Origin of the sequence: Cupriavidus plantarum (assembly GCF_905397285.1) — a bacterium.
GTDB classification, from domain to species: Bacteria; Pseudomonadota; Gammaproteobacteria; order Burkholderiales; family Burkholderiaceae; genus Cupriavidus; species Cupriavidus plantarum.
In genome coordinates this window covers 523,771-538,256 of sequence record NZ_CAJPUX010000004.1, presented here as the reverse complement: position 1 = coordinate 538,256, position 14,486 = coordinate 523,771, and the positions used below count along the sequence as shown (strand labels likewise).

The following is a 14,486-nucleotide window of genomic DNA, read 5'->3' as shown; positions in this document are numbered from 1 at the left end:
CCGCCGTTGCCGCCAGCGCCGAGGCTGGCCGTGAGCGCGCTGCCGCCGCGCGACGAGGCGTTGCCGCCATCGCCACCGTAGCCGCTGGCGCGGCCGCCGGCGCCGCCGGTACCTGCCGTTGCGCTGCCGTTGGTCACGCCACCCGCGGTGGCGCTGCCATTGGTGGCGCTGCCGCCGTTGCCGCCCGAACCGCCATTGCCGCTGTTGCCGCCATTGCCGCCATCGCCGCCGGTGCCGCCATTGCCCGTGCCGCCATAGCCGTTGCCGCCGGCGCCGCCCCGCGCACCGTTGGCGTTGCCGCTGTTGGTGGCGTAGTTGCCGATGTTGCTGACGGAGTTGCCGGTGACGGTGCCGCTCAGCTTCGACAGCGCGATGGCCTTGCTCGAGTTGAACGCGTTGCTGAAGTTCGCGGTCGCGGTGCTGCCGTTGGCGGCCGCCGCGGTGCCGTAGCCATCGACGTCGAGATTCGCGCGATTGGTGGTGGTGTTACGGGTGCTCGTGCTCGTCCTGTTGGACGTCAGCATCACCGTGTTGGTCTTGGTTTCCGTATTCGACTTCGTTTCCGTGTTGCTGTAGCTCTTGTTCTCGGTGTTGGTGTTCGTCCTGGTGCTCGTGTGCGTGCTGCTGTCCGTTGCGGTCTGTGTATTGTTCCCATCGCCCGAATCGTTTCTGTTCGACTGAGCGAGAGCTTGACCTCCAATGAAGGTCAGTGCGATCGCCGACGCGATTAATGTCTTTTTCATACGATGCTCCCAGGAAGTTTGTTCAGCGGCTCAGCTTCAGCCCACGCTCTCGAGAACGACGCTGAAGGTTCCGGTCCGGCAAGACGCCAAACCGGCCTCCCCTTGCGCATAATCAATGCCAGCGCTCGCTAACACGCTTGTAATGCCTTGAAATACAAGACGTACCGAGTGGTCAAACCGGTTGCGGGCGCCTGATTTCCTTCGCGTCCGCAACTTCGCCCCTGTGAACCGCACTAGACATGTCACACCGCTGTGACACCGCTTTTGGCGGGGCCCGCCACCCTGTCGCGTCGTTTGGCGGAAAATGCCATGGATTCAAAGCTTTATAAGGAGGCTGACGGGAGGCCCGCGACGCTCGACGCGGTTACGGCGGTGAAACAGCGAGGTTGGCCGCCTGCCGGCGAACATGACGATGTCTGCTTCGGCGAACTCCGCGCCTGCAGACACTCCCGCTGACGTCGTCGCGTCCGCGCGGAAATCGGACCGATGCGACGTTGCAACAGAAACGCGAGCGGGCCTGCACAGCTAGCCGATCGGCCAGCGCGATTCATGCTAGGCTCTATGTCTGATTTAAAGTACATTAGTGGCGTTCGGACATGTCAGCGCTGATCGTCAAGGCATACCATGAGTGAAGCCGTCGTTCCCCTGTATCACCAGATTTACGTGGTGCTCCGCCAGCAGATCGTCGAAGGCCGCTTCGGCCAGGGTCCGCTGCCCGGTGAAATCGATCTTGCCAAGCAGTTCCACGCGTCTCGCGTGACGATGCGCCGCGTGTTCGATCGCCTCGTACAGGAAGGCCTGGTCCGCCGCCATCGCGGCCTCGGCACGTTCGTGAATCCGCATCCGGTCAAGCCGGCGGTGTCCGCCGAGGAACGCTCCACGAGCAGCCTGCTCGGCCATATCATCGACATGGGCGAAAAGACTTCGGTCAAGGTGGTATCGATCGACGAAGTCCATGCCACGCCGGACGTTGCCGAAGCGCTGCAGTTACAGGTGGGCGATGCCGTCGTCAAGGTCGTGCGCGTGCGCCATTACCGCAATCGTCCGCTCTCCCATATCACCGCCTATCTTCCCGCGGAACTCGGCCGCTCGATTACCCGCAAGGATCTCGAGTCCACGCCGATGCTTCGCCTGATCCAGAATACCGGCGTCGAACTCGGCCGCGCCACGCAGGTGCTGACCGCACGCCTCGCCGATGTCGTCGTTGCCCCGCTGCTCGACGTGCCCGTCGGCGGCGCCCTGCTCGCGGTACGCCGCGTGGTGCTCGACAAGGCCGGACGTCCCGTGCAGTTTCTGCTCGGACAGTATCGGCCCGATCGTTACGAGTACCGCATGGAACTGTCGCCCATGGGCGGCGACAGCGCCAATGTCTGGGTCGAGAACGAAGCCCGCACGGGCCTGCGCGACTGAAGCGGATGCGGGCAGCCGCCCGCGCCGCCTGTCCTGACGCTCGTCCCGGAAGCCTTCCACGGCGCTGTTTCGCGCGAGATACTGTGCACTCCCTGATCGCTGTCGAGGAGCCATCGTCATGCCAGTCGTTCGTCCCGCCTCCTGGTTGCCCCGCGTCGCCTGCCTCGCGCTGATGTCGCTGGTGCCGCTCGCGCAGACGGCGCATGCGGCCATCGCCGGGGGCAAGACCATCCGCATCCTCGTGGGCGCCCCTGCGGGCGGCACGACGGATACGCTGGCGCGCACGATCGCACAGGAGATGTCGCGCGAGCTGGACCAGACCGTCGTCGTCGACAATCGTCCCGGTGCCGGCGGCAACATCGCGGCGGATCTTGTCGCAAAGAGCCCGGCCGACGGCACCACGCTGCTGATGAGCTTCACGAGCCATACGATCAACGCGACGCTCTACAAGAAGCTGCCGTTCGATCCCGTCCAGGACTTCACGCCGATCACGCTCGTGGCGACGGTGCCGAGCGTGCTCGTTGCCACGCCGAAACTGCCCGCGAACAACATCCCCGAGCTTATCCGGCTGGCGCGCAGCCAACCGGGCAAGCTCAACTTCGGCATCGGCTCGGTGGGTTCGTCCGTGCACCTGGCCGGCGACATGTTTAAGATGATGACGGGCACGTACATCGTGAACATCCCATACAAGGGAACGACGCCAGCGCTCACCGACCTGCTGGCGGGACAAGTCGATCTGATGTTCGCCAGCACCCTCAACGTATCTGGCCACGTCAAGGCCGGACGGCTCAAGGTACTCGGCGTGACGAGCCCAACGCCGCTGCCACAGTTCCCCGGCGCGCAGCCGATCGGCGCCACGGTCAAGGGCTTCGAATCCAGCGCGTGGTTCGGCTTGTTCGCTCCGGCCAATCTGCCGCCCGAACTGACGCAGGCGCTCTACCAGGCGGCGCGCCGTGGCCTCGATACGCCCGAAGTGCGAAAGCGCCTCGAACAGGATGGCGCACAGCCGCAGGGGATGCCGCCTGAAGCGTTCGGCAATTTCGTGCGCCAGGACATCAAGCGCTGGGCCACCGTGGTCCGGTACTCCGGAGCCGAGCCCGAATGACGCATCCCGCCACACTGGCGCAGAAACTCGTCGCGCGCGCGGCCGGCGTGCCGCACGTCACGCCTGGCACGATCGCGATGTGCAAGGTCGACCTCGCGATGTCCCATGACTCGAGCGGACCGCGGCGCGTCGCGCCGATGCTGCGTGAACTTGGCGCAAAGGTCTGGGATCCGGAGAAGTACGTCGTGGTGACCGACCACTACGTGCCGGCCGGCGATGCGGAAGCCGAACAGATCGTGCGCTTCACGCGCGACTGGGTGCGCGAGGCCGGGCTGCGGCACTTCATCGATGGCGAGGGCATCTGCCACGTCGTGCTGCCGGAACGCGGGCACGTGCTGCCCGGACGCTTCATCGTGGGCGGTGATAGCCATAGCCCGACCGGCGGCGCATTTGGCGCGTACATGTTCGGCATCGGCGCCACCGAGATGGCTGGCGTGCTTGCCACGGGCGAGATCTGGCTGCGCGTGCCGCAGACCATCCGTCTTGCGTGGCACGGGCATCTCGCCGATGGCGTTTGCGCGAAGGACATGATGTTGTACCTGTGCGCGGAACTCGGCCTCGCCGGCGGCCGCTACGAAGCGATCGAATATACGGGCAGCGCCGTGACCGCGCTGCCGATGCAGGAGCGCATGACCCTCGCGAACATGAGCACCGAGCTCGGCGCGCAGACCGGACTTATTGCGCCCGATGCCACCACGCTCGCGTGGCTGGCTCAGGCGGGAATCGATCCGGAGCGGCTTGCCGCCATCGACCTCGCGCGGTGGCGCAGCGACGAAGGCGCGCCCGTGCTCGCGCATCACGACTTCGATGCATCGCGGCTCGCGCCGCAGGTTGCGGCACCGCACTCGCCGGCCAACAGCGCGGCCATAGACGCGGCGGCGGGCACGCCCATCGACATCGCCTATCTGGGGGCGTGCACGGGCGCGAAGCTGGAGGACCTGCGCATGGCCGCGCGCGTACTGCGCGGACGACGCGTCGCGCCGGGCGTATCGCTGCGCGTGGCCCCAGCCTCGCTGCGGGACCAGCAACAGGCCGCAAGGGAGGGCACGCTCGGAGTGCTGATGGACGCGGGGGCAGCGCTGTTGCCGAACGCGTGCAACGCCTGCGCGGGCTATGGCGCGACGCGCTTCCCGGAGAACAGCCGCGCGATCGCCTCCACCGCGCGCAACTTCGCCGGCCGCATGGGCGACGCCGGCAGCGCGGTTTGGCTGGCATCGCCGATGACCGTCGCGGCGACGGCCGTGACAGGCCGCATCACCGATCCGCGCACGCTGCTGGCATGAACCGCATGACCATGCCCACTTCCAACGGCCGCATCTGGCGCTTCGGCGACAACGTCGATACCGACGCGATGGCGCCCGGCGCGCATATGAAGGGCGGCATCGATGCGCTCTCGCGGCACTGCCTCGAGAACCTGCGTCCCGAATTTCCGGCGGCGGTACGACGCGGCGACGTGGTGGTCGCGGGCGAGAACTTCGGCATGGGATCGTCGCGCGAACAGGCGCCGCAGGCATTGCGGCATCTTGGCGTGGCCGCGGTGATCGCGCCGTCGTTCGCCGGACTGTTCTATCGGAACGCGCTCAATCTCGGGCTGCCCGTCCTGGTCTGCGCGGATACGGCACCGCTGGCGGATGGGATGACCGTCGGGTTCGACCTCGCGCACGCGGCGCTCCGCCTTGCCGACGGTACCGACGTGCGTTGCGAACCCGTCCCCGAGTTCCTGCGCGAGATGCTGGCGGCGGGTGGGCTCGTTCCGCACCTCAAGGCACGCCTGGGCCAGCGCTGATGCCGCGCGGCATCGATGGCTGCGGCGGTAGCGGTGGCCGCTCCATGGGCTGCCATCTGGCGGCCTCGCGCATGAGGGCCATCGCTTCTTCGTCGCTCGTCTGCGTGAAGTCGAGATAGTAAGCGCCTACCGCGCCGAAATCGGGTGGGGTATTCAGGGAGATCACGATGTCCGCGACGTCGGCCAGCGAGGCCAGTCCTTCCATCGCGCCGACGGGCACCGCCGCCACGACCTCCGCAGCGCCGGCTGCACGCACGCTGGCGAGCGCCGCGCGCATTGTCGCTCCCGTGGCCACGCCATCGTCAACCACGATCACCCGCCGGCCCGCGAGCGCGGCCACGGGCCGGCCCTGACGATATTGCTGCTGGCGCCGGCAGATCTCGTCGAGCTGACGCCCGCGTTCGGCCGCGAACATGCCGCTCTCCACCGCGCGGCGTGCCCAGGTCGCATCGTTGGTCACGGTATAAGGCGGCCGCCCGTCCGTGCTGCCCTCCACGACCGCGCCGAGCGCGAGTTCGGGGTAGCCGGGCGCGCCGATCTTGCGCACCAGCAGCACGTCCAGCGCGGCCTCGAGCGCGCGCGCCACTTCGAATCCCACGGGCACACCGCCGCGCGGGAGCGCCAGCACGAGCAGATCGCCATGGCCGGAGTAGCCTAGCTCCGCGAGGCGGCTGCCAAGGTAGTGCCCGGCTTCGCGGCGGTCGGCGAAGCATGGCGGAAACATCATCGGCGGCGTCATGGCAGTCCCCCCGGGCCGTGTTACCCAGCCACTATAGACCCGCCACGGACGCGCGCGGCCCCACATTAGCGTTATTGCGCGAAATGGACTATCGGCGCGATAGGCAACGACGATTGATATGCGATCTGAAACAGTGTTTTCAGCGGCGGGGCGCTGATCTTCGGACGACGGTTGGTTAGGATCGAGTCGTGGCGGATACCCGCCCTTCAGACTGGCAACTTCGGAGCAAACATCGTGAATCCGCAAACCCACAACCGGACCGACGCAGAAACCAATCGTTTCGACCAGGAACTCGATATTCCTTTCGGCTCGCTGGAAGCCGCCGCCATGGCGGAGCTGCCTTACACATTCAGCCAGTCGGGCACGTGCACGCGTTACTACAACGAGTACTTCGGTTGAGATCGGGACAGATTTTTCAACTGAAACTTCCAGGGCGGCAGTCGCTTCGCGGCTAGCCGCCCTGGTGCCCTGTGAGTGCCACGCGTAGGGCAAAAACCTGCCGGAAATCGAATCCCGTCGGGCCGTCAGGGGCCCTGTGCCTGATCGATTGGGGCCACATATCCCGCGCGAGCAGTGACATCACCAATGTGAGCGCGTGCAAACTGCGGCACGGTCAGCGGGTTGAGCCCTTCGAGCGCCTGCAGGATCAGCACGATGAACATGACCGGCATGACGTCCTCCCTGGGGAATACGGCGGTCACGATGGCGCAAGCTTCATGCCATCGCCGGGGTGCCGCCCGACGCGCACGATGACGCGTCGCGGGGCGTAATACCGATGATGCCATTATTCCGGCGCACCGGCGCGGGGAGCCGCCAGAGACAAGCGTACCCGTTTCTGCGTGGCCCAACATTCCCGCGCGGGGTCTCTCCGCCGCCTGCCCGGCTCGCCAAACCTTGCAGCAGTCATTTCCGATGTAACGCCACATTATTGGGGCCTGGACCTTTGGCACCCCCGGCAGCGCCTGCGTCACATCCCCGCCAGCCCTTGTCCCACAAGGCGCCGTGGCTCATCAACGTGCGCGATTTCAGACGTCTGACATGACAGCGATCGTGTGAAACGGCCTTACAAGTGCAACCGCGCGGGCCGCGTGCGCCTCGCTACATTGAAGCCGTGTTCAACGCGTCCCGTACATGGAGTCCAAATGAAACGCGCCATTGCCCTGGTGGTCCTGCTGACCGCCGCCTCGTCCCTCCTGTCGGCATGCATCGTCGTGCCGCCGGACGGCCCGCACTATCACCGCGGCGACCGTTACCGCTATTAAGCCGACGCCCGTTCAACGTCGATCGAAAGGAGCCACATCATGAAACGCCAGCTTATGCTTGCCGCCGCCGTTCTCGCCGCTGGCGGCGCCTTCGGACTGATCGCACCGGCGGAAGCCTACGGCCCCCCCGGATACCAGCACGCACCGCCGCCCCCGCGCGCGGAAGGCCGTCCCATGGCGCGCCCGGGGCAGGTGTGGGTACCCGGTCATTACGTCGGTGACCGGGGCAACTATCAGTGGCGCGGCGGCTATTGGCAGAAGGCGCGCCCGGGCTATCGCTACGTGCCGGACCGCTGGGTTCAGACGCCGCGCGGCTGGGTGATGCGCCCGGGCCACTGGGCACGCTGAGTCTCCGCGAACCGTCTCCATCCATGGTGGATGGAAGGCGGGTTGCAGGGGTCGAATCGAAAGCGCCGCGTGCGTATCCGCGCGCGGCGACCCTCATCCCACGGCAGGAAGTGCCCCTCATCCTTACGGCCTAGGCCGCATGCACCCCCACTCGCCACACGATGCGAATTCGGATGGCAGCGTGTCTTTTTCCGATGGTTTCATCAATGCGCCATGTGTCGAGACGATTTCGAATAAAAACCCCCGAAGGGGTGATAAATCGTTATCCATTGTGCCTTTGTCATTTTAAAGAGTTGCAGTATTGACAAGCGTTTCCCGTCGCGTGTTTCACGAATGCAACCGACCGTGCAAGCGGCTCCAGATGCTGTCGGACAGACACTGGCAACCAAACGATCTAGGGCGGCTCATGCGCATCGAGGGTTAATGAGTTTTAGTGCATTCAGCCTCGACTCCTACGCAAATCCGGTCGCTTGCTTTCACCCCGACCAACCCATAAGATGAATTTAATCCGATTTAGGAGTGAGATTTTCCGGGTTCGGGTTCGGGTCATACTTCCGGTCCTCGCGAGCAAGTCCATCCACACAACGGGACATCGCGTGACACGGAAGCACGGGGTTATCAGCTGGAACGGCGGGGCTCTATGCGTCCGTCCCGCCTGATGTTTCTCCCCGCACGCAAAGCGCCCCGCACGCCTACCCGTCAACGGGGAGTGAACAACAAATGAACGCCTTGCTGATCGAGGAGCACCCGCTATTGCGGCTTGGGCTCCTGCAGATGCTCGAAAATATTCAGGAATGGGGACATGTGCTGGCCACCGCGCCGGCAGATCTCGCGCGACTGGACGCGCCGCATTGCAATCCGGATCTCATGGTGTTCGGCATGCCCGCCGATACCGCCGCTGGCTGGCAGCAACTTGAATTCGCCCGCGATCGGCTCGCACCCCAACGCATTCTCGTGCTGACGGACACGCTGCCGCTGCATTTGCCGTGCGCGGAAGCCGCACGCGGCATATGCGGATGCCTGCCGAAGTCCGCCTCGCTCGCGGTCATCGAAGCGGCCATCCGCCTCGCGATATCGAGCGTGCATGGGCTCGTGTTCTCGGGCGAGTCCGCGGCATCCACCACGGCGTTGACCACGGCCCCGGCCGCCTCCCGTTCCGCGCTGCCGGCCACGCCATCGCTGGCTTCCGCCGCGCCGCTGCCGCTGACGTCCACGACTCAGTCGGACCCGCACTCGCTCGCGGCGCTCGCAGCCTGCGCCAGCACGCCGCGTCCCGCGCTGCGCGGTGCGGTGAGCCAGTCCGTGCTGCCGCAGGCGGGCACCGAGGACGAACCGAGCTACGACGAGGCGGAGATGCTGAAGATCACGCCGCGTCAGTATGAGGTGCTGGTGCTGCTCGCGCGTGGCTATCCGATCAAGACGGTGAGCCGCATGCTGAACATCTCGGTGGCCACGGTGAAGAGCCATGCCTGCACGCTGTATCAACGGCTCAAGGTTCGTAACAAGGGAGAAGCCGTGTACGCCGCGCTCCAGCGCGGGGCCACGCTCGAGTGGGTCAGCGGCGATGAACGGGTCGTGACCAGCGACGAGCGCATCGCGCGCGATACCCGCTCGCGTCCGATCATCGCGAAACGCGCCGATTCCTCCGGCTACGAGAGCACCGGCCTGCCGATCTGACGCCACGACAACCTCGCATCGTCGTCCGCACGGGCGCCACGCATGAACCCATGCGTCGGCGCCCGTGTGCGTTTCCAGGGCCGCCAGTACCCTGTGTGGGCTAGCAGACAGTAGCGTCCCGGGCAACGCCCCTACAGTCGTCGCATCCGCAATTTCACATGGGACTGTCATGGGCGCAAACGAGCTGGATAACATTGGCCTTCGCACGCCGGACGATGCTTCGGAGCAGGCATCGAAAACACCGGCAGGCGGCAAGCGGCGGCGTGCGCTGATCACCGGTATCACCGGACAGGATGGCGCGTACCTGACCGAATTCCTGCTGCATAAGGGATACGAGGTGCATGGCATCAAGCGTCGCAGCTCGCTGTTCAATACCGATCGTATCGACCATCTCTATCAGGATCCGCAGGCCGAGGACCGCCGGCTCATCCTGCATCATGGCGACATGACGGACACCGCGAGCCTGGTACGCGTCGTCCAGCAGGCCCAGCCCGACGAGATCTACAACCTCGCGGCGCAGAGCCACGTGCAGGTCTCGTTCGAAGAGCCCGAGTACACGGCCAACACCGATGCGGTGGGCACGCTGCGGCTGCTCGAGGCGATGCGCATTCTCGGCATGGAGAAGAGCGCGCGGTTCTATCAGGCGTCCACGTCCGAGCTCTACGGCCTCGTGCAGGAAATTCCGCAGAAGGAAACCACGCCGTTCTATCCGCGCAGCCCCTATGCGGTCGCCAAGCTTTACGCGTACTGGATCACGGTGAACTACCGCGAGGCGTACGGCATGTACGCGTGCAACGGCATCCTGTTCAATCATGAAAGCCCGGTACGCGGGGAGACCTTCGTCACGCGCAAGATCACTCGCGCGCTGGCTCGCATCGCACTGGGACTGCAGGACACGCTGCATCTGGGCAACCTGTCCGCACTGCGCGACTGGGGACATGCGCGCGATTACGTGGAAATGCAGTGGCTGATGCTCCAGCAGCCCGAGGCCCAGGACTTCGTCATCGCCACGGGGGAGCAGCACAGCGTGCGCGAGTTCGTCGAATCCGCCGCGCGTCACCTCGGCATCACCGTGGCCTTCGAAGGCACCGGCGTCGATGAAGTCGGCATCATTGCCGCGATCGACGATCCCGAACGGCGCCTCTCGCCCACCTGCAAGGTCGGCGACGTCATCGTCCGCGTGGATCCGCGCTATTTCCGTCCCGCCGAAGTGGAGACGCTGCTCGGCGATCCCACACGCGCGCGCGAGCGCCTGGGCTGGACCCCGCGCACCACGTTCGGAGAGCTCGTGCGGGAAATGATCGAGGCGGACTTCGTGTCGGCGCGCCGCGATGCACTCGTCAAGATGGCCGGCTTCCGGACGTACAACCATCATGAGTGAACGCAAGAAGCGGGTGTTCGTCGCCGGTCACCGCGGCATGGTCGGCGCCGCCATCGCGCGTGCGCTGTCCCATCGCGACGAGGTCGAGCTCGTGTGCCGCACGCATGCCGAACTCGACCTGACCGACCAGCAGCAGGTGCGCGCGTTTTTCGCGGCCGAACCCATTGACGAGGTCTACCTTGCCGCGGCGCGTGTCGGAGGCATTCATGCCAACGATACGTACCCGGCGGAATTCATCCAGCAGAACCTGGCCATCGCCAACAACGTCATCCATGAGGCATGGCGCCATGGCGTGACGCGCCTGCTTTTCCTCGGCTCCAGCTGCATCTATCCGCGCATGGCGCCGCAGCCCATGCGCGAAAGCGCGTTGCTGACCGGCGAACTCGAGTCGACGAACGCGGCGTACGCGCTGGCCAAGATCGCCGGGATGAAGCTGTGCGAGAGCTACAACCGCCAGTACGGGGTCGACTATCGCAGCGTCATGCCGACGAACCTTTACGGGCCCGGCGATAATTACCACCCCGAAAACAGCCATGTCATCCCGGCTCTGATCCGGCGATTTCACGAAGCGCGCGAGAACGATGCACCGACCGTCGCGATCTGGGGTTCCGGCACGCCGATGCGGGAGTTCCTGTACGCCGACGACCTGGCGCGCGCATGCGTGCATGTCATGGCCCTGTCCCCCGAGGACTACCGTGCCCATAGCGCGCCCGCCGGCTTCTTCAACATCGGCACCGGTACCGAAGTCTCGATCCGCGAGCTTGCGCTACTGATCGGGAAAACGATCGGCTACCGCGGCGAGATCGTTTTCGACGCGACGCGTCCCGATGGGACGCCGCGCAAGCTGCTCGACTGCAGCGCCATCGCATCCACTGGCTGGACCCCGCTGATCGCCCTCGAGGCGGGTCTGCAGCTGGCCTACCGCGACGCGCTGGACACCGGCCGCCTTGCGGCCCCCGTTGACATCACCACCGCACTGGAAAACGCGGTGTAGGAGACTGCCATGCGTCTGTCGTCCAGCTTTGTTTGGGACATGTTGTTGGCCGCGGCGCTGCTTCTGATGGTGGGCTACTGCCACGCGATCTCGAGCGTCCATTCGCCGATGCTGTTGATCTCGACGCTGTTGCTCACCATCACCGTGATCATCCACTGGTGCCTGCATACCCGCGAGCGCGAGTCGTCCCTCGCGGATGCCTCCGTGCTGTTGTTCGAGATGCTGTTCCTCGTCGTGGCGCCAGCGGTGCAGCGCGTCTACTTCGACCTGCAGATGGTCAACACCGCGCTGATCGTCGAGGGCTACGCGATCGGCACGAACCTGCTGTGCACGCTATTCATCATGGTGTACGTGGGGACCCGCCACGCATCGCTGCGCCGTGCGGCGCATTACCAGGCGACCCACCGCGGGCGTCCGCTTCCGCCCCCCGGCGGCGAACGCGTGCTGCGCCTCACGATGGGCAAGGCCATCGTGCTCGCGGGCGTCGCCGCCGTGGCGGCGTTGCTATCGCTGAAGTCGATCGACCTGCGCGCGGCGGAGGAACTCGTCGATGCCACGCCGGCGTACCTGCTGCAACAGAAGTACTTCTGCTTCCTGCCGATTCCCGCGCTACTGATGCTGATCAACGTGAAAGGCCGCAAGCTGCTGCGTCAGCCGTTCTGGCTGATCATCGCGGTACTGCTGTTCGGCTGCGTGCTGCTGGCGCAGAACCCGCTGATCGAGAAGCGTAACGCGATCGGTCCCGTGTACCTGAGCCTGCTGCTCCTGATGATGCCGTGGTTCTCGCGGACGCCACGGCGCCAGGTCACCACGCTGTTGCTGCTGACGGGGGTGTTCTTTCCACTGGCATCGATCTTTACGCACGTGAATCCGGATGCGTGGGACATCGCGGAGATCCTCGATCCGTGGATGTACTTCTCGCACTTTCTCGACCTGCACTACGACGCCTGGTCGAACATTCACACCGTGATGGAAATGGTGAACCGCGACGGTCCGCGCTATGGCGAGCAGCTGCTTGGCAGCCTGCTCTTCTTCGTGCCGCATACCCTATGGGAAGCCAAGCCGCACGCGACGGGCATCGATATCGGCCAATTCCTGATGGCCTACTACAAGCTCGACTTCGACAACCTGTCGTCGCCGCTGATCGCCGAGGGGTACATCGATTTCTCGGTCTTCGGGGTCGTGCTCGTTGCCGTGATGCTCGCGCTGGCGTCGCGCTTTCTCGACCGCCTGGTCCACGCGGGCGGCCCGGTCGGCAAACCCGCTGGCATCTATTTCTCGATCTACCTGATCTTTGTGCTGCGCGGCGCGCTGATGGTTGCCGTGGCGTACGGCAGCGGCGCCGCAATGGCGTTCATGACCGTCAGCTGGTTCGTGACGCGCCGCCGCCGGCGCGTTCAGCGGCACGCGGCGCCCACGGCGCCGGCCGCCACGCCGCTTCATCCGATCGGCAGCGCTACGCGCCCTGCCGTGCGGCCGCCGCACCGCGCCTGAGCAGTCCCAGCGCGCGGGCCGGCATCATCCAGAGTGCCGTTGCCACGTTAGCGACAAGCAGCGCGATGACCATGTTGGGGAAGGTGACCGCATCGGCCAGATACAGCGCCGCGCACAGTACCGAGGCCGCGATCAGTTCCATCGTACCGATGTTGCCGAGACTGCTGAACGCCTGCGCGCCCATCAGCACTGGCGTGCTGGCGGCGGAGGCCACCAGCACCGCGAAGTAAGCGGCGCACAGCGTGGCCTGGCTCGCGGGAATCACGAACTCTCCCGACGTCCACAGCGACACCGCCGCGCTACCGAACAACGGCGCGCCCGCCACCGCCAGCAGACCGTAGCCGACATAGAAGGCGCCGAGCTTGCGATAGGTCCGCGATACCCACGCCCAGTCGCCGCCCAGCATATGCCGGTGGATGATCGGCCAGAGCGGCTGGTTGATCATGTAAACAAGGCTGTGCAGCAGCATGTTGGCGCGGTAGAGCAGCGCCAGCAGCGCCGCGTCGCGCGGGCGGTCCATCTCGTAGCAGAGCAGCACCGTCCCCTGCTGAATGAACGCGAGCGCGAGCTGGGCCTGCACCAGCGAACGCGTATTGCGCGCGAGGTCGATGGCAAACGCCTTGCCCGGCCATTCGCACGGGCGCCCCACGCGCATGAGCACGGCGACCATGTTGATCACGCGTACCAGCACGAAACCGAGCTGGCTCGCCACGAACAGCAGCGTCACGTCGGAGGCGTGCGACGGCGCGACGAACGCGATCAGCACGATGCAGATAACGTTGAGCAAGCTGCCGCCCGCGGTAATCAGGTTGTTGACGTGCTGGCGATGCTGGCCCTGGTTGACCGCCTCTCCGATCGACAACACCGTCAGCGTGGCAAAGCACGCCAGCGCCGCGATGAACAGATCGAAGTGCCCGGCGGAGAACAGGTTGATGCCGCTGTTCTCGAGCCATGGGCGCAGTAGCAACGCGGCCACGATCATCGCGACGAACAGCGAGGACAGCGCCACGGTGGACGCGGTGACCACGCCGGCGAGCATGTTCTTCTTGCGGTCGTCGGCCGCGATGGCGGTGATGGTGGGCCAGATCCCGATGGCCACGAGTGCCAGCCATGCGGAGATGCCGTTGTAGACCATCAGCGCACTAAAGTCCGCGACGTCGAGCACTTTCGCAAACAACGGGATGCTGACCAGTTGCAGCGTCACGCTGGCAACCTTCGACACCATCGAACTCGCGACGGCGAGTCTCAACGCACGCGCGCCTTCACTGGCGCGCTGCTCGGCGGCGTGCGTCCCGGCGGGCGCGGACGGCCCTGACATCGCCTCGGTGGCTCCCGACGGCATTTCAGCGTTCACGATCTTCACGCAGGCTCCCTTGACATCGTTGGCCACTATTTCGTGGCGCATCTTGGCGGCTCGTTTGGCGGCTAATTGGCGGCTCGTCTGGCGGATTTTGCAGGGTCTGGGCCAGCCGTGCCGCCGCAATGCAGCATATCGTCCCGCGCCGGGCGAATTCTGTTCGCTTGACCACGCCGCTTCGGTGGGCGGT

The 14,486-nt window shown here is 65.6% G+C and carries 13 protein-coding genes and 1 pseudogene; 10 read left to right on the top strand and 4 right to left on the bottom strand.

Annotation, left to right across the window (positions count from 1 at the left end; all coding sequences use genetic code 11):
- Positions 1 to 743 (bottom strand): annotated as a pseudogene (locus KHP16_RS20045) (hypothetical protein); the annotation flags it as partial.
- A gap of 624 nt (positions 744 to 1,367) precedes the next feature.
- Here KHP16_RS20045 and KHP16_RS20040 point away from each other — a divergent pair.
- From KHP16_RS20040 to KHP16_RS20025, 4 genes are all read left to right on the top strand, one after another.
- Entirely contained in the window at positions 1,368 to 2,153 is a 786-nt protein-coding gene (locus KHP16_RS20040; protein WP_115954977.1) for a GntR family transcriptional regulator, read from the top strand.
- A gap of 118 nt (positions 2,154 to 2,271) precedes the next feature.
- A complete protein-coding gene (locus tag KHP16_RS20035; RefSeq protein WP_115954975.1) occupies positions 2,272 to 3,258 on the top strand; it encodes a tripartite tricarboxylate transporter substrate binding protein in 987 nt (328 codons plus the stop codon).
- The gene (locus KHP16_RS20030; RefSeq protein ID WP_179594458.1) at positions 3,255 to 4,541 is read left to right on the top strand and encodes a 3-isopropylmalate dehydratase large subunit; all 1,287 of its coding nucleotides are present in this window, start codon (positions 3,255 to 3,257) and stop codon (positions 4,539 to 4,541) included. Before KHP16_RS20035 ends, KHP16_RS20030 begins: the two co-directional genes overlap by 4 nt.
- A 5-nt stretch (positions 4,542 to 4,546) precedes the next feature.
- Positions 4,547 to 5,044, top strand: a complete 498-nt coding sequence (locus tag KHP16_RS20025) for a LeuD/DmdB family oxidoreductase small subunit (RefSeq protein ID WP_373561971.1) — start codon at positions 4,547 to 4,549, stop codon at positions 5,042 to 5,044.
- Here the strand turns inward: KHP16_RS20025 and KHP16_RS20020 are convergent.
- Entirely contained in the window at positions 5,019 to 5,771 is a 753-nt protein-coding gene (locus KHP16_RS20020) for a phosphoribosyltransferase (protein ID WP_121492749.1), read from the bottom strand. The genes KHP16_RS20025 and KHP16_RS20020 overlap by 26 nt on opposite strands.
- A 246-nt stretch (positions 5,772 to 6,017) precedes the next feature.
- Here KHP16_RS20020 and KHP16_RS20015 point away from each other — a divergent pair, with 246 nt between their 5' ends.
- Complete coding sequence (locus KHP16_RS20015; RefSeq protein WP_167468511.1) at positions 6,018 to 6,182, top strand: hypothetical protein; 165 nt, start codon at positions 6,018 to 6,020, stop codon at positions 6,180 to 6,182.
- Between the two features lie 125 nt (positions 6,183 to 6,307).
- On the opposite strand, the gene KHP16_RS20010 is transcribed toward KHP16_RS20015, so the two are convergent.
- On the bottom strand, positions 6,308 to 6,484 hold the full coding sequence (locus KHP16_RS20010; protein WP_167468510.1) for a hypothetical protein: 177 nt from the start codon (positions 6,482 to 6,484) through the stop codon (positions 6,308 to 6,310).
- 600 nt (positions 6,485 to 7,084) lie between these two features.
- Here KHP16_RS20010 and KHP16_RS20005 point away from each other — a divergent pair.
- The 5 genes from KHP16_RS20005 (at position 7,085) to KHP16_RS19985 (ending at position 12,939) form a co-directional block, all read left to right on the top strand.
- Positions 7,085 to 7,393 (top strand): YXWGXW repeat-containing protein, encoded by a 309-nt coding sequence (locus tag KHP16_RS20005; protein ID WP_109584795.1) that lies wholly within the window; start codon positions 7,085 to 7,087, stop codon positions 7,391 to 7,393.
- A gap of 720 nt (positions 7,394 to 8,113) precedes the next feature.
- Positions 8,114 to 9,070 carry a helix-turn-helix transcriptional regulator gene (locus KHP16_RS20000; RefSeq protein ID WP_109584794.1) on the top strand — a complete coding sequence of 319 codons (957 nt, stop codon included), beginning with the start codon at positions 8,114 to 8,116 and terminating at the stop codon, positions 9,068 to 9,070.
- 169 nt (positions 9,071 to 9,239) lie between these two features.
- Positions 9,240 to 10,451, top strand: a complete 1,212-nt coding sequence (gmd, locus tag KHP16_RS19995) for a GDP-mannose 4,6-dehydratase (protein WP_109584793.1) — start codon at positions 9,240 to 9,242, stop codon at positions 10,449 to 10,451.
- On the top strand, positions 10,444 to 11,445 hold the full coding sequence (locus KHP16_RS19990; RefSeq protein WP_109584792.1) for a GDP-L-fucose synthase family protein: 1,002 nt from the start codon (positions 10,444 to 10,446) through the stop codon (positions 11,443 to 11,445). The genes gmd and KHP16_RS19990 overlap by 8 nt, the downstream gene beginning before the upstream one ends.
- A gap of 9 nt (positions 11,446 to 11,454) precedes the next feature.
- Positions 11,455 to 12,939, top strand: coding sequence for an oligosaccharide repeat unit polymerase (locus KHP16_RS19985; RefSeq protein WP_211960956.1), 1,485 nt, complete (start codon positions 11,455 to 11,457; stop codon positions 12,937 to 12,939).
- Here KHP16_RS19985 and KHP16_RS19980 read toward each other — a convergent pair.
- Entirely contained in the window at positions 12,902 to 14,344 is a 1,443-nt protein-coding gene (locus KHP16_RS19980; RefSeq protein ID WP_244835895.1) for a lipopolysaccharide biosynthesis protein, read from the bottom strand. The two genes, KHP16_RS19985 and KHP16_RS19980, sit on opposite strands and share 38 nt — an antisense overlap.
- Between the last annotated feature and the right edge of the window lie 142 nt (positions 14,345 to 14,486).

Bases quoted from the DNA above. Each gene is read 5' to 3' on its own strand.
- KHP16_RS20020 (WP_121492749.1), bottom strand. From the start codon at position 5,771: ATGATGTTTCCGCCATGCTTCGCCGACCGCCGCGAAGCCGGGCACTAC.
- gmd (WP_109584793.1), top strand. From the start codon at position 9,240: ATGGGCGCAAACGAGCTGGATAACATTGGCCTTCGCACGCCGGACGAT.
- KHP16_RS20040 (WP_115954977.1), top strand. From the start codon at position 1,368: ATGAGTGAAGCCGTCGTTCCCCTGTATCACCAGATTTACGTGGTGCTC.
- KHP16_RS20000 (WP_109584794.1), top strand. From the start codon at position 8,114: ATGAACGCCTTGCTGATCGAGGAGCACCCGCTATTGCGGCTTGGGCTC.
- KHP16_RS19980 (WP_244835895.1), bottom strand. From the start codon at position 14,344: ATGCGCCACGAAATAGTGGCCAACGATGTCAAGGGAGCCTGCGTGAAG.
- KHP16_RS20005 (WP_109584795.1), top strand. From the start codon at position 7,085: ATGAAACGCCAGCTTATGCTTGCCGCCGCCGTTCTCGCCGCTGGCGGC.
- KHP16_RS20025 (WP_373561971.1), top strand. From the start codon at position 4,547: ATGACCATGCCCACTTCCAACGGCCGCATCTGGCGCTTCGGCGACAAC.
- KHP16_RS20030 (WP_179594458.1), top strand. From the start codon at position 3,255: ATGACGCATCCCGCCACACTGGCGCAGAAACTCGTCGCGCGCGCGGCC.
- KHP16_RS19985 (WP_211960956.1), top strand. From the start codon at position 11,455: ATGCGTCTGTCGTCCAGCTTTGTTTGGGACATGTTGTTGGCCGCGGCG.
- KHP16_RS20035 (WP_115954975.1), top strand. From the start codon at position 2,272: ATGCCAGTCGTTCGTCCCGCCTCCTGGTTGCCCCGCGTCGCCTGCCTC.
- KHP16_RS19990 (WP_109584792.1), top strand. From the start codon at position 10,444: ATGAGTGAACGCAAGAAGCGGGTGTTCGTCGCCGGTCACCGCGGCATG.